Origin of the sequence: Vibrio sp. St2 (genome assembly GCF_947311885.1) — a bacterium.
In the GTDB taxonomy this organism is placed as follows: Bacteria; Pseudomonadota; Gammaproteobacteria; order Enterobacterales; family Vibrionaceae; genus Vibrio; species Vibrio coralliilyticus.
In genome coordinates, this window is sequence record NZ_CAMZNA010000009.1 from 116,005 (window position 1) to 129,938 (window position 13,934).

A 13,934-nucleotide genomic window follows, 5' to 3' on the forward strand; every position below is an offset into this window, starting at 1 on the left:
CACCAATATTACATTTGAAATTTATATTTTTGCGATAATGCTTTACTCTAAATCTAACCTACTGATTTATAGATTTTTTGCATTGATAAAAACGGCTTTCAATATATTAACAGTATGTACGGCAATCTTTAGCTTCAGTGCTAGCGCAAATTCGCTGCCGGAGCGAATCGATAAGTTTGTTGATTCGTTTAGCAAGGACCAATTCAGTGCATCTTACGATATTCGTATTATGCAGTCGGATTACCCGACTCGTTTAATTACGCCAGATTCAATGCTGCCTCAGACGTCGTCATATCCATTGCGTGATATTCAACGTCTTTATCAACTTGCACAAAACTGTACCGGAAAACTGCCTCTCAGCCCCTTAATTACTGAACCTCTCGTATTTACGAGAGCCGTGTGTAAAGGGACAAAACTGAGTGAGAAGTGGTTTGCCCGTAGTGGATTAATTCATCCGGGCGGCGGTACTTATGCAAAGCGTTATGTAACTCTGCACCCTGAAAGGCAGGAACAGCTGCAGCAGTACATGCATATAAAAGAGCGTCCGTTGGCACCAAGAGCAACATTGCTTGGTCGCCTACAACGCATGAACGAAGAAACGATTCTCGCCTTGCTTTCGGGTTCAAGCATGTTTCTTGAACAAGGTGAAATGTGGCTTCGCCAAAATGACAGTTACTTAGTATTTCCAGAGAGTGTATGGAAAACAAATGCAGACGATGCAGGGCTAAGCGTTCAGTTAAAAAGTAAATCAAACAGCTGTTTCGTACAACGAGGCAACCTGTGTTGGGACGTAGAGGACCACTCCCAGATATTGAGAATCAGCATGGTGGTGCTGGTAATAGCCAATATTTTGCTGGTACTCGGTTGGTCTGTATATCGCTGGAACACCAAAAGACAAGAGATGAAGAGCAGAATGTTGATTCTTCAGATACTCACACATGAACTTAGGACCCCGATCGCGAGTCTATCTTTAACAGTGGAAGGATTTCGCCGTGAATTCGAGAAACTTCCGGAGTCTGTTTATGACGAGTTCAGAAGGCTGTGTGAAGACTCTCGTCGTTTAAGACAGCTGGCAGAAGCCAGCAAAGACTATCTACAGTCAGACAATAAGCCACTGGCGACGGAATGGGTACCGTCCGTCAAAGAGTGGTTAGAGTTTAAAGTAGAAGAAGAATTTCATGGAAAGATTGAGTTTACGATCAATGAAGACGTAGCAGCAAAGCTCAATGTCTATTGGTTGGGAACTTGTATCGATAACCTGATCCGCAATGCCACAAAATACGGCGTTGCCCCGATAGTGCTGGATGTTAGCACTGATAACAATTTGATTACCGTTAAGGTTATAGACCAAGGTGAGCTAACTCAAAAAGATTGGCGACAATTACGTAAGCCTTTTGTTAGCAAAGCTGGTCTTGGTTTAGGCTTAACTATCGTTGAATCTATGGTTGGAAGAATGGGCGGAAAAATGTCCCTTATAGGTCCACCTACAACGTTTATATTGGAGATACCTTGTGAAACAGACACTGCTTCTTGTTGAAGACGACAAAAATCTGGCCGATGGCCTGTTAGTAAGCCTGGAACAAGCAGGATATGAGTGTTTTCACGCTGAAATGATTGCTGATGTAGAGCAATATTGGGAAAAGGCTGACTTAGTGATTCTGGATCGTCAGTTGCCAGATGGTGACTCAGTGGAACACCTAGTTGGATGGAAAGCGATTAAAGATGTACCAGTCATTCTGCTAACGGCGCTAGTAACCGTTAAAGACAAGGTTACAGGCCTTGATGCGGGAGCGAATGATTACCTGACAAAACCATTTGCTGAAGCAGAGCTGTTCGCCCGTATTCGTGCTCAGCTACGCGCACCTGAATCTGATGCGCAGGATGACAGCAAGGTCAAAACTCAGCACCTTGTTATCGATAAAGCCACTCGTGAAGTCTTCTACAAAGACGAATCGATTACTTTAACAAGAACCGAGTTTGACTTGTTACTGTTTTTGGCAAGTAACCTCGGACGAGTCTTTACCCGTGACGAACTACTCGATCACGTATGGGGCTATAACCATTTCCCAACAACCCGTACCGTTGATACTCACGTGCTTCAACTCCGTCAGAAGTTACCTGGGCTTGAGATTGAAACGCTACGTGGCGTTGGTTACAAAATGAAAGCCTGATGAAAATCAAAGCCTTACTAATAGGCGTGCTACTCAGCACGCCTGCTACAGCCGCTAACATTCCTTGGTTTGAGAGTAATTCACCTCTTACACAAGCTCACAGGTACCTGCTCAATGATGATTTACCGGCGATGTTTTCGTCGTTGGTAGAAGTTTGGCAGCAGGAAAAGAATAGGGCGATCTCACCTCATTTAAACGAACTATTTCAGCAATCTCTGCAAGTTGATTGCGGTAAGGGCCTAGATTCAAAACCACTTCCTGATTGGATCAAGGGAGTGACTGTGCGTGCTATAGAAACACAAAGTCCTGGTCGAGATTCCTACCGAGCACTTATCGAAGTTGCCTCCCGAAAAGATGTTGCTGATATTTCCTTAACCCGTTGGGTACAAAAAAGTATTTCGACAGACAATTCATTTGCCGCACTTGCGGAAACTGACGACGAAGTAAAATCATACGTCAAACGCTATAACCTCAATAGCAAGATTCCAATGGGTTTATACCGGCTAGATGTAACGGCGAAAGACCAAACATCTTGGAGCTCTTGGTTAGTCTTTGGAGAACCGAAAGCCAAAGTAACTATACGTTGGCAGTCTAAAGATCAATGGCGAGTTGAACGCAACGCATTGTTAAACTCTCATTGTCCACTACCTAAACTCGACACGGCACTTTATGACTACGTTGATGGCCAATATAACAAAGTGTGGGGTGCAACCTATGAATCTGATTATCCAACTGCATTAGAGCCCAATCCCGTCGATCCTGGCCGATACGTTTTAGCAGTTTCGATGACCCACCAAAGATGGCAAGGCCCAATAATTGTTGAACAGTCCCAAATAATTAGTAAAACATACGACGTTTCTATAGAGGAATAATTAAAGTTAGGACACAATAGGGCGATATAAACACAAGGGATCAGAAAGTTTATATCGATATGAAAAATTCAATAAAAATCTTATCGTTGTCTATCGCGTTGGCTTCCACAAGCTCATACGCAGCCACCTATGCAATCGAAGCACGAGGCGACGCAATGGGTGGAGTTGGGGTTGTTTCTGCAAACTTCTTAACAGCGCCTTTTTACAACCCGGCAATTACAGCGATTTATCGACGCAATGACGATGTAGGGATGATCATTCCTTCATTTGGCCTAGCTTACAATGATGAGCACGAGATGGTTGATGGCTTAGATCAAGCCGCAGACATTATTAACAGTGCAGTAAGCAGCAGTAGTATCTCTTCAGAAGATGCGGCACGTCTGCAAACCACTCTTGATGGTTTAGAAAATGATATTGCGAAACTCGAAATAGGTGGCGTAGTCGCTTTTGCTATTCCAAACAGTTTTATTGCAGCCAATCTTTTCGGCAAAGCTTATGCCGAGTCATTTGCTCAAACCGATATCTACACCGGTGCTAATACAGGTAACAGTGACTTAAACACCGCTGTTAACGCAGAGCTCAGCGCAGTCAACGCTGTTGCTATTGGGGTAACTGAAGTTGGCATTTCTTTGGCCAAGTATCAAACCTTCCTCGGCCAACACATTTCATTCGGCGTCTCGCCAAAAATACAGCGCGTATACACCTATGTTTATAGCGCGAACCTAAATAATTACGATATCAAAGACGTACGAGACAATGGCACTGGCGAAACTATGTTCAACATGGATGCTGGTTTCCTTTGGTTCCACGGACCTTTACGCGTTGGTGTGTCAGCGATGAACTTAGTTTCTCGCGATATCATGACACAGGAACTTCCGGCACAAACTCTTACATCAAGTATTGATGGAAGTCAGTCTAGAACTATTCCTGCAACTTCTTACGCCTATCAGATGAAACCACAATACACAGTTGGTGTAGGGCTAGTCGCGGATTACGCAACATTAAGCGTCGATTACGATATCAATGAAGACGAACGCTACACGAACTTCAATGATAATACTCAATATGTCAGAGTCGGCGGTGAAATCGATATTATGCGTCAACTTAAGTTAAGGGCTGGGTGGCGACGTAATCTCGCCTATGACAACCTAGACGACACCATCACTGCAGGTATTGGCTTATCACCGTTAAACCTTTTCCAGATGGATATTGGTGCAAGTTATACCAACGAGAATTCAATGGGCGCATATATAAATTTCTTAGGAAGTTACTAGAAGCCCTGGCGATACAACTTGAATCGTAATATAGTCGGCTCCTAATTTTTGTTAGGAGCCTTTTTTATGCTAGATGATTTTCCGCCTCTTTCTCATGAGGAGCAACAGAAAGCCGTCGAAAAAATCCAAGAATTGATGGCGCAGGGAATAAGCACAGCGGAAGCCATTAAAATCGTCGCAGAGGAAATCAGGACGAAAAACTCCCCAAACGACTAATGAAAATGAATCGAGAATAAGAGAGCAGGAGACTGCTCTCTTTTTTTATGTCTGAAGCAAATATTTCGCCTAAACGCACCACTTAATTCTCAACAAAAAACAAGATCGAAAGCCAGCCACAAACAAAACAAAAGAGTAGGAAGTTAAACATTTTCCTTGATATACAACTACTTATGACAGAGTTATATCCTTGCCAAATAAAGACATAAAAGTTAGATGTAATTATATTACAGGACTTTGTAGTATGTCTGTAAGCGCTCACTATGATGCCAGATATTATTTTGTTTGGTGATACTGTCACAAGGGAGTGAATAGTGAATTAGATATGTGAAAGTTAACGATCAAGCAATGCAGAACTACCATTTGTACTCTGAAAGTAACAGTGTTTGTAGCTAGTAAGCTTTTACGTTGCCTTAATCAACCAAGGTACATTCAATATCTAGTGTTGTGACAATGTCACATATTGTTGCTCAGATATGTTTAATGGAGAGTTGTAATCTTTTTCAATTGTTGATTTGATGGTTCCGATTAGATTTCAAATTTCGAAGGTAAAGTTTTGGCTATCTACATTAAGAAAGCGGGAGTGGAATACTCTAAATCAATTAGTGAGCTTATTACGCCACTTACGGACAAATATGTTTGCCCAACATGCGAAGAGTCAGTTCGAGTTGTACTGTTGGATTCGATGGCACCAGAGAAGATCCGTGAATACCAAGAAAGCGATTATCGATACCACGTCGCTGAAAAAAGCGATGGTACGATTGTTGGAGTGATTGGCATGCGTGAAGAAACCCATCTCTATCATTTGTTTGTCTCTGATGAGTACCAAGGGCAGGGGCTATCACGAAAACTATGGGAAACCGCTATGTCAGATGCAAAAACAAGAGTCGAAGTAACGTCTTTTACTGTTAACTCAGCAGTTAATGCCGAACATGTTTATCTGAATTTTGGCTTCAAACGTATTAACGGTGTAAGAAACCGCGGCGGCATGGTGGACATTCCAATGAAACTCACTCTTGAGTCAAATTAGCCAGATCAAATAAGGTGTCCAATGACCCCAGAATCTATAACTTCATTTCGACCGTTGTGGACTCTACGATCACTTCATTTTCGTATCGCTTTAAAGGGCTCATAACAGAGTTGTGATTGTAGATAGCGCGGTATTGAGCAAGCTTCTTTCTTAAGGGCACGTAAATCAAATGGTTATTAACGCTCTCGACTTGAAAACCCAATAACAAGTTCAGCTCATAAGAAATTGAGTATTTGCCATTTTCCAATGGGACTAGTTTGAACCAAGAGTTACAATCGACTGCCTGTTGATTGATCTCATTAATAACGCCTTGACTCAGGTTTTCATATTCACCGTTATTTTCACAAAGGCGGAACCTCATTTCTATTGGCTCAGCATCAACGTTCAATACAATTTTTCTATCGACTTCATCTTTACGCGTATAGGTAAAGCTTATCTTTTTTCCTTTTGCGTTTGGCTCACCAATCACATGCTCATACTCAACATTCTCTATGAAATTTGGTTGTAGTTGAGGAGTGTTGCTACAGCCAACAAAAAGAAGCGTAACGAATATAGTGAGGAGCTTTTTCACAGAGAAACCATTAGAACAACTTAGAAACTAGAACGCATTCTCTCATAAGTGCATTGCTTCATACTAGTTGTAGACGATAAATCATAGCTACTGAATAGGTAGGATTTATTGGCCATGTGTCTGATTATCAAACTCTAACAACGTACATATTGCTTACACCATTGGTGCGCATTATGTACGTTATGTTAAATAATATATGACAAATAGAAAGCGCCAGTTTGAGCGCTCTCTTCTGTTATCTGGTATTTCTCAAATTCAACATAATTGGATTTACCATAAAATACCTAATAATCAGTTAGTTTAATCAAAGATTATCCAAACTGTTATTAGATCAGCCACCGGCTAGTTTTACAGTAAGGCCTTTCTTTTCAAGATGCGCTTTAATTTTATCTCTAGCGTCGCCTTGTATTTCGATATTGCCATCTTTTACTGAGCCACCACATCCGCAAACTTTCTTAAGCTCCGCAGCAAGTAATTTAAGCGGCGCGTCATCAAGATCTAACCCAGAAACAATACAAACACCTTTGCCTTTTCGACCTTTAGTTTGGCGTTGGATACGCACGATCCCATCGCCTTTAGGTCTCTGGGCTTTTTCTTCTTCAGGTTTAATACGACCAACATCTGTGGAATAAACAAGACTCATGAATAACTACTTCTTCTGTTCGGCTTTTTGCTTAGCCAGCAAGTATGCCTCTATATGCTTCTGAATGGCAAGCTTTCCACCTTTAATTAACTTGCCATTGAAGAAACAATACCAAGTGTTAACTTCACCGGTATCGTTTTTAATGGTATAGCCATGGAAGTTTTCTTGTGATGGAGACCCCTCAGCCTGTTTTTTATTGCCTAAAGAACCAAACTCTTTTGGATCTATAATAGTGGCAGTATCACAAAACCAATCAATGCTCTTTTTTACTGCAGGCATACTTCCAGATAAAACATGATTTTTAATCTGAACTTGCCATACGTCGGTAGAACTTCCAGCAGTTTTTAGGGTGAACCCTCGATATGTCGCAGCAGCCATAATATTTTTTATTCTATTAATCAGTTAATTTAATAATAATTGTATATTGCCCTTAATCAAGTATCCTGAATAAGGATAATATCGTTATAGTGCGCTTCGATGAAAAAAAACATTAGAGCAATCACAGATTTAGCTACAAGAAATCGATTCATTCGACAGTTTACTCAATGTGTGACCATAGACACAATGAACTCACTGACAGACAGTCAGTATTCGAATAACTCTTTGTTAGCATTAACAAAAGACTGGAATCTTTTCTCCGAGTATTGCCAGAAGAAATCTGTTAATGCTCTACCCGCTTCTACCGCTGCCGTGCGCTTGTTTCTTGAAAGGGAATCAAGGCAAAGAAAATATTCAACGTTAAGGCGTTACGTGGTAACAATATCACTTGTGCATAGAGTGCTAGAAATGAGTGACCCGACCGCACACTCTTCCGTCCAACAATCTCTAGCCGCATTAAGGATTGAAAAGTCTGGTGACGCCCATCCTACTGTCCCGTTTGAACGAAAGCATCTTGAAACGTTGACCCAAAAACTGGATAACAAGCCTTCTTTAAAAGTAGTTCGAGATCTTGCGATTTATCATCTTATGTTCGAATGCATGCTGAAACGCAGTGAGCTTAAAAAGATGTCACCAGCCGACATCGAGAAAAATAGTGAAGGTTTAACAGTTCACGTCGGTTGCTCTAGCTACCCACTTTCTCAACATGGCCAAAAGTATTTATTGCGATGGCTAAACAAGCTTCCCACCCAAAATGATTACTTATTTAGTGCGATAGACAAACATGGAAATATTGGCGTTGAGCCATTGAATGACTCTTCCATTTATAGAATTTTACGTGCTGCGAGCGACAGACTAAAACTAAACGTTAAGTTTTCTGGCCAATCGTTAAGAGTTGGCGCGGTAAAAGATTTATCTCGTAAGGGAGTGAAAGCGATCGATATCCAACATTATGGTCGATGGCTTAGCCCTGCGATGCCTTATCAGTATTTGGGAAATAAGGTCACCGCAGAAACTGAAATGATGGTGTTTAAACGCTTTAAGCCGTGGGACTAAAGTGAGCTCTTGACGCAATCAGCAAGAAATTCTGAGAACTTTAGTCCACTATGCTCAACCATTTTCGGGAACATCGAAATTGGTGTCATTCCTGGGAAGGTGTTCACTTCATTCAAGTACACATTTCCTTCTGGAGTTAAAAAGAAATCAATTCGAGACAAGTGACGTAGCCTCATTTGTTTGAACACTTTCTCAGAAGCTTGTTGGATAATAAGTCGTTGATCGTCAGTAAGATTCGTCGCTTCAACATCTGTTGTCGAGTGACTATCTGCACTGTATTTCTCTTCGTATGAATAGAACGTGTCTTCCGGAGCTTTAATTTCTCCCGGTGGCGTCACATGCAACTGGCCTTTATATTCATACGCTGCAACCTCTAACTCGCGAGGCTTTACTGCTTTTTCGACTAAGACTTGATCCGAATATCCAAACGCATCATTGATTGCTTTTTGCAGTTGATCTTTTTCTGTCACTTTATAGCAGCCAACGGAAGAGCCCTGTCTTGCTGCTTTAACGAATACACTGCCCCACTGCTCGAACGCCGCTAAGCTTTGATCATATGCCTGCTTATTATTCTCAGACAAAAAGATATAAGGCGTATTTGGAATGGAAAGTGCGTCGTACCAGAGTTTGGACGTGATTTTGTTAAAGCTATTCGTACTTGCTTCAGGTCCACAGCCTAAATAAGGAATGCCTGTAAGTTCGAGCATCGATTGGATATCACCAGTTTCCCCCGGAAAGCCATGAATACATGGAACAACAAAATCCAATTTTGTTGCATTTACTTCAGAGTTCAAGGTTCCAGCGTTTGTATCGAGATAAACCAGTTGCTCACCTTGATACCAACCTTCAGGTTTCATTTCTACTCGAATCACCTCAAAGTCAGGTGTTAGCTCAAGTTGGGATTGTACGAAATCTGCTGAAACGAGCGACACTTCATGCTCAGCGGAACCGCCACCACAAAGTAGTAAAATTGTTGTATTCGCCATTAAGGATCTTTCCGTGAAATAACAGAGGGATTAGTAGAGTTAATCATAATAAAAACTCGGCAAGGATTCATCGATTTAACCGAATTATGACCGTTCTGACAGTTTGTTTGATTGATTAATACGCATTAAAAAAGGGGCTGATGCCCCTTTTTATGAAATTAGTTAAGCTTATTCAGCGTTGGGAACTCGGAGTTCTTAATCGCATCAATGCTCTTAACGAAAGGTTTCATGTCTTGTAGCTCGCCTGGCAGTTTAGAAATGGCTTTCTTCGCATCAGCGCGAGTGGCGTAGTCACCGTAAAGGACTGTGTACCACTTTGTGCCGTTGACGACTTTATAGTTTTCCCACACTGGCTCGCCATCACGTGGTAGTTTACGTGCAAACTGGTCCACTTTGGTTTGGCTACCAACCGCAACAACCTGAATCGTGAAACCATAACGTGGGTTCATCGCTTTTTGTTTTGCTGTTGGAGGGATAATCGCGACTGCTGGCTTAGCTTTCTTCTGAGGTTGCATAGTAGTCATTTGCTTCTCAGCCATCGGCCTTACAGTCTTAACCGCTTCTTCCGTGACGCCGTTGGTAACGCCTTGCTCTGAAACAATCGGCTTTTCTACTGCCGCTGTTTTGTAATCCTCACGATAGCTTTCAGAGGATACGTCAGTTACGTAATCACTCGATACACACGCTGAAAGCACCACTGATAAGCCAACTATTGCGATTTTTTTCATGAATTCTTCAAATGCCTTTTGTAGAAATTACTGTAAATCATGCCGTTAGATAGGATTAGAATCAACCCAACATTCTAATTATATATCAATACACTGTGACACATGGCACAAAGTCGGAGTCACGTCAGGTGATCTGATTAAAACAACGCCTAATTATCTCTGAATTCGTTTAAGTGCTTGGTTAATATTAGCTTAAACGCTGAATGTCGGAGTGCAGAAATGAATAGTCTAAGCCACTTGCTTAAACCAAAGTCAGTCGCTGTTGTTGGAGCTTCGACTAGAGCGATGCGAGCAGGCAATATCGTTATGAAGAATCTTCTTCAAGGCGGATTCGAAGGTGCGATTATGCCTGTGACTCCACGTTATAGTTCAGTGTGTGGCGTTCTTGCTTATAAAGATATCGCGTCTCTTCCTATTACGCCCGATGTTGCCATTCTATGTACAAACGCCAGCCGAAATTTAGATCTCTTCAAACAACTCGCGGAAAAAAGAGTTAAAACGGTTATCGTGCTATCAGCGGATATGCACCTGGCGACTGAAGAAGGCAACAGTATTCAAGATGCCTGTCTTACCATCGCTCAGCAGTCAGGTATTCGGATATTGGGTCCAAATAGCCTCGGCATTATTCTCCCCTGGCTCAACTTTAACGCGTCTTTCTCACCAGTAACTGCACAGCAAGGAAAGATAGCCTTCATCTCTCAATCGGCCGCTATGTGCACGACGATCTTAGATTGGGCGAACGACAAAAACATTGGCTTTTCAGCGTTTATCTCTCTTGGTAACGCTTCCGATATCGACTTCGCGGACTTGCTCGATTATCTGAGCACTGACTCCCACACTGAAGCCATATTGCTCTACGTAGATACGATTAAAGACGCAAGACGATTTATGTCTGCAGCTCGTGCAGCCTCACGAAATCGCCGAATTCTAGTGTTAAAAGGCGGAAAAACCTCCGCGGGGAGATTGGCCGCTCAAGCACATACTGGCGGCGACGATACACTCGACATTATCTATGACTCCGCGATTCGCCGTACAGGCATGCTAAGAGTAAACAATTCCCATGAGTTGTTTGCTGCAGTAGAAACACTCACCCACTCAGTTCCGCTTCGGGGTGAACGTTTAGCGATCATTACTAATGGCGGTGGCCCTGCAATCATGGCAGTTGATACATTGTTAGTCCGCGGTGGCAAATTAGCGGCGCTGCCCGATGACGTCGTGGACAAACTGAGCAATGTGCTCCCTTCAAGTTGGAGTTATAACAACCCTATCGATCTGGTAGGTGATGCCGGACATCAAAGGTACATCGATACGTTAAATGTTCTTATGGATAGCGATTGTGCTGATGCGATTTTAATTATGCATAGCCCATCAGCTATCGCTCATTCTGAGAAAACGGCCATAGCGATTGTGGAAGCAATTAAAGGGCACCCTAGACATAAGCGATTTAATATTCTGACCAACTGGTCAGGTGAACTCACCGCGAGACCAGCTCGTCAGATATTTACTCAAGCTGGCATTCCAACATATCGAACACCGGAAAGCGCAGTTGTTGCATTCATGCACTTGGTGGAATATAGACGAAACCAAAAACAGCTGATGGAAACACCAACAACCGCAGAACCAGTGCACGTTGGTGAGTTAAACGAAGCCAAAAAGTGGATAGATGAAAAGCTACTGGATAAAGATACAGTATCTTTGGATACTCACCAAATTGGTCACTTTCTTAAGCATTTTGATTTTAATGTCCTACCGACATGGATAGCTTCTGACGCTAGTGAAGCAGTTCATGTTGCTGAACAAATCGGATACCCCGTTGCTGTTAAGCTACGTTCCCCTGACATTGCTCATAAGTCAGATGTGCAAGGTGTAATGCTAAATCTACGTAACAGCCAAGAGGTCGCGAGTGCTTCTCAAGCTATACTCGATAGGACTAAGCTCTCTTACCCTTCAGCTCATATACACGGCTTGTTAGTACAGGGCATGGCGAAACTTGCCGGCGGCGAAGAAATTCGAATCAAGGTTAAAACCGATGAAACATTTGGCCCCGTCATTTTGATTGGGCAAGGTGGCTCGGAATGGGATGAGTCGATTGACGCAGCTTCAGCGTTGCCTCCACTTAACATGACGCTCGCACGCTATTTGATTGTTAGGGCCATTAAGAGCGGTAAAATACGCCCGCAGAAACTGCCCGTTCCGATGGATATTCAAGGACTCTCAGAATTGTTAGTTCGAATTTCCCAGATGGTGGTAGATTGCCCTCAAGTACATGAACTGGATATTCATCCAGTGCTCGCAGTTGGAGACAGTTTTACGATCCTGGACGCAGATTTAGTCCTCAAAGAATACCAAGGTGATGCCCAGAAACGCTTGGCCATTCGTCCTTACCCTGTTGAGTATGAAGAAAAGATAGAATTGAGAGGTGGCGATACGATCTTAATGCGCCCTATTCTTCCCGAAGATGAGCCCGGTCATGCAGACTTCATCAACAATGTCTCTAAAGAAGACTTATACAAACGATTCTTTAGCGATGTTGGAGAGTTTAATCATGAGGCTTTGGCAAACCTGACACAAATCGATTACGACCGTGAAATGGCGTTTGTTGCGGTGGCTAACTATGATTCAGAACCTAAAATCATCGGTGTATCGCGCGCATTGATTAACCCAGAAAATACGGATGCTGAATTCGCAATATTGATTCGCTCGGACTTGAAAGGGAAAGGGCTGGGTAAAATTTTGATGAACAAAATCATTGCCTATTGCCGACACAAAGGAACGAAGCAAATATCGGGAATGACAATGCCAACCAACAGAGGAATGTTGATGCTGGCTCAGAAGCTCGGTTTTAAGCTGGATGTGCAGTTCGAGGATGGCGTTGCTGACATGGTTTTACCATTAAATGAGCCGGTGGATCGTGGATGATCCACCAGCTTCAACAGGATCACTCTTTAAGTGGCCAATTTTTCTTTAAGTATTTGATACACCACGACTTTGCTTCACCCATTTGATTGCGTTTCCAAGCAAGAATAATGTCTATATCAAATTCTTCAGTATCTGAAATCTGTGCTAACGTTCCTTTCTCTATCAATTCTTGGGCAACCGATTTCGGCAATGTTCCGATTCCCAAACCTGACTGCAGGGCATCAACCTTAGCCGACAAATTCGTTACAGTCAGTCTCGGTTGTCTCTGGAGGATATTTACACTAATTGCTGGCTGCTCTCTCGCCGTATCGGCAATTGCGATAACTCGATACTTGGCTCTGGCCTCTTCGTCAAACGGCCCATTTCGCTTGTGGACGTAATGGTTCGGCGCCGCAACCCAAATCATTTTCATCGAACCAATCGATTCAACTTTGACATCAAGCGATAACGTTTCCGGTTTTGGGCAAACCAATAGATCTGCCCTACCTTCATCGAGTGATTCCCAACAACCCGCTAGGATTTCTTCTTGTAGTCGGATCCGTGTTGAGCTGACATTCCCTAGGGCATCAACCATAGGGAAAAAGTTCTGAACAGGCACAATACCATCGAAAGCGAGTGTGATATCGAGCTCCCAACCATTAGCGAGAACGCTAGCATCATTAACCAGTTTTTCTGTTGCAGACAAAATGACTCGCCCTCTTTCAAGAATCAGTTTTCCTGCTTCTGTAAAAGTGGCTTTATGGCCAGAGCGGTCAAAGATCATGATATCGAGATCTTGCTCAAGCTTTTGAATCTGATAGCTTAATGACGATGGCGCCCGATCGAGCTCATTAGCTGCTGCCGCGAAACTTCCTCTGCGATCTATCGCATCAAGGATATGCATCGCCTCTAGTGTTATTGGACTTTGCAATATTATTCTTCCTATTAATACACTCAATGAATAACGTGATTTGAATCACACCATCGATACGTAAGTCGAACCTTTACAATTGTTAACAGAATGTTCATCTATTTGTATTTTAAAGATTTATCTCTAATTAAAACGCAGATCGGTAAAAAAGCCATCAATTATCAATAATGCGAACGATAG

14 protein-coding genes are annotated in these 13,934 nt (G+C 42.5%); 8 read left to right on the forward strand and 6 right to left on the reverse strand.

The genetic code is table 11. From position 1 onward, the window contains the following. Positions 1–37: 37 nt before the first annotated feature. From vxrA to QMA41_RS20845, 6 genes are all read left to right on the forward strand, one after another. Positions 38–1,537 carry a sensor histidine kinase VxrA gene (gene vxrA, locus QMA41_RS20820; protein ID WP_281630521.1) on the forward strand — a complete coding sequence of 500 codons (1,500 nt, stop codon included), beginning with the start codon at positions 38–40 and terminating at the stop codon, positions 1,535–1,537. Beyond that, positions 1,512–2,171 (forward strand): response regulator transcription factor VxrB, encoded by a 660-nt coding sequence (gene vxrB / locus QMA41_RS20825; protein ID WP_006960996.1) that lies wholly within the window; start codon positions 1,512–1,514, stop codon positions 2,169–2,171. Before vxrA ends, vxrB begins: the two co-directional genes overlap by 26 nt. Next, complete coding sequence (locus QMA41_RS20830) at positions 2,171–3,043, forward strand: DUF2861 family protein (protein WP_006960997.1); 873 nt, start codon at positions 2,171–2,173, stop codon at positions 3,041–3,043. The genes vxrB and QMA41_RS20830 overlap by 1 nt, the downstream gene beginning before the upstream one ends. 59 nt (positions 3,044–3,102) lie before the next feature. Further along, on the forward strand, positions 3,103–4,317 hold the full coding sequence (locus QMA41_RS20835) for a conjugal transfer protein TraF (protein ID WP_019274601.1): 1,215 nt from the start codon (positions 3,103–3,105) through the stop codon (positions 4,315–4,317). A gap of 66 nt (positions 4,318–4,383) precedes the next feature. Then, on the forward strand, positions 4,384–4,533 hold the full coding sequence (locus QMA41_RS20840) for a YoaH family protein (protein WP_281630522.1): 150 nt from the start codon (positions 4,384–4,386) through the stop codon (positions 4,531–4,533). Between the two features lie 556 nt (positions 4,534–5,089). Beyond that, positions 5,090–5,563 (forward strand): GNAT family N-acetyltransferase, encoded by a 474-nt coding sequence (locus tag QMA41_RS20845; protein ID WP_281630523.1) that lies wholly within the window; start codon positions 5,090–5,092, stop codon positions 5,561–5,563. Between the two features lie 34 nt (positions 5,564–5,597). Here QMA41_RS20845 and QMA41_RS20850 read toward each other — a convergent pair whose 3' ends face one another. The 3 genes from QMA41_RS20850 to QMA41_RS20860 all read right to left on the reverse strand — a co-directional run bounded on the left by QMA41_RS20850 (position 5,598) and on the right by QMA41_RS20860 (position 7,155). Continuing rightward, positions 5,598–6,134, reverse strand: coding sequence for a hypothetical protein (locus QMA41_RS20850; RefSeq protein ID WP_080555939.1), 537 nt, complete (start codon positions 6,132–6,134; stop codon positions 5,598–5,600). A 331-nt stretch (positions 6,135–6,465) separates the two neighbouring features. Beyond that, positions 6,466–6,777 carry a stress response translation initiation inhibitor YciH gene (gene yciH, locus QMA41_RS20855; RefSeq protein ID WP_006961002.1) on the reverse strand — a complete coding sequence of 104 codons (312 nt, stop codon included), beginning with the start codon at positions 6,775–6,777 and terminating at the stop codon, positions 6,466–6,468. A 6-nt stretch (positions 6,778–6,783) separates the two neighbouring features. Further along, positions 6,784–7,155, reverse strand: a complete 372-nt coding sequence (locus tag QMA41_RS20860) for a DUF3319 domain-containing protein (protein ID WP_019277817.1) — start codon at positions 7,153–7,155, stop codon at positions 6,784–6,786. Between the two features lie 99 nt (positions 7,156–7,254). Here QMA41_RS20860 and QMA41_RS20865 point away from each other — a divergent pair, with 99 nt between their 5' ends. Next, a complete protein-coding gene (locus tag QMA41_RS20865) occupies positions 7,255–8,211 on the forward strand; it encodes a tyrosine-type recombinase/integrase (RefSeq protein WP_281630524.1) in 957 nt (318 codons plus the stop codon). Here the strand turns inward: QMA41_RS20865 and QMA41_RS20870 are convergent. Then, positions 8,208–9,197: a D-alanine--D-alanine ligase gene (locus QMA41_RS20870; RefSeq protein ID WP_095570730.1), complete on the reverse strand. Its 990-nt coding sequence runs from the start codon at positions 9,195–9,197 to the stop codon at positions 8,208–8,210. The genes QMA41_RS20865 and QMA41_RS20870 overlap by 4 nt on opposite strands. Before the next feature lie 158 nt (positions 9,198–9,355). Then, positions 9,356–9,925, reverse strand: a complete 570-nt coding sequence (locus tag QMA41_RS20875) for an SPOR domain-containing protein (protein WP_006961006.1) — start codon at positions 9,923–9,925, stop codon at positions 9,356–9,358. A gap of 219 nt (positions 9,926–10,144) precedes the next feature. Here QMA41_RS20875 and QMA41_RS20880 point away from each other — a divergent pair, with 219 nt between their 5' ends. Continuing rightward, entirely contained in the window at positions 10,145–12,844 is a 2,700-nt protein-coding gene (locus tag QMA41_RS20880; RefSeq protein ID WP_281630525.1) for a bifunctional acetate--CoA ligase family protein/GNAT family N-acetyltransferase, read from the forward strand. A 19-nt stretch (positions 12,845–12,863) separates the two neighbouring features. Here the strand turns inward: QMA41_RS20880 and QMA41_RS20885 are convergent, their stop codons facing one another. Further along, on the reverse strand, positions 12,864–13,754 hold the full coding sequence (locus QMA41_RS20885; RefSeq protein WP_281630526.1) for a LysR family transcriptional regulator: 891 nt from the start codon (positions 13,752–13,754) through the stop codon (positions 12,864–12,866). Positions 13,755–13,934 lie beyond the last annotated feature (180 nt).

What these genes read in the sequence shown, in the direction of transcription:
- vxrA (WP_281630521.1), top strand. Translation starts at nt 38, where the DNA reads ATGCTTTACTCTAAATCTAACCTACTGATTTATAGATTTTTTGCATTG.
- QMA41_RS20830 (WP_006960997.1), top strand. Translation starts at nt 2,171, where the DNA reads ATGAAAATCAAAGCCTTACTAATAGGCGTGCTACTCAGCACGCCTGCT.
- QMA41_RS20835 (WP_019274601.1), top strand. Translation starts at nt 3,103, where the DNA reads ATGAAAAATTCAATAAAAATCTTATCGTTGTCTATCGCGTTGGCTTCC.
- QMA41_RS20840 (WP_281630522.1), top strand. Translation starts at nt 4,384, where the DNA reads ATGCTAGATGATTTTCCGCCTCTTTCTCATGAGGAGCAACAGAAAGCC.
- yciH (WP_006961002.1), bottom strand. Translation starts at nt 6,777, where the DNA reads ATGAGTCTTGTTTATTCCACAGATGTTGGTCGTATTAAACCTGAAGAA.
- QMA41_RS20860 (WP_019277817.1), bottom strand. Translation starts at nt 7,155, where the DNA reads ATGGCTGCTGCGACATATCGAGGGTTCACCCTAAAAACTGCTGGAAGT.
- QMA41_RS20865 (WP_281630524.1), top strand. Translation starts at nt 7,255, where the DNA reads ATGAAAAAAAACATTAGAGCAATCACAGATTTAGCTACAAGAAATCGA.
- QMA41_RS20870 (WP_095570730.1), bottom strand. Translation starts at nt 9,197, where the DNA reads ATGGCGAATACAACAATTTTACTACTTTGTGGTGGCGGTTCCGCTGAG.
- QMA41_RS20875 (WP_006961006.1), bottom strand. Translation starts at nt 9,925, where the DNA reads ATGAAAAAAATCGCAATAGTTGGCTTATCAGTGGTGCTTTCAGCGTGT.
- QMA41_RS20880 (WP_281630525.1), top strand. Translation starts at nt 10,145, where the DNA reads ATGAATAGTCTAAGCCACTTGCTTAAACCAAAGTCAGTCGCTGTTGTT.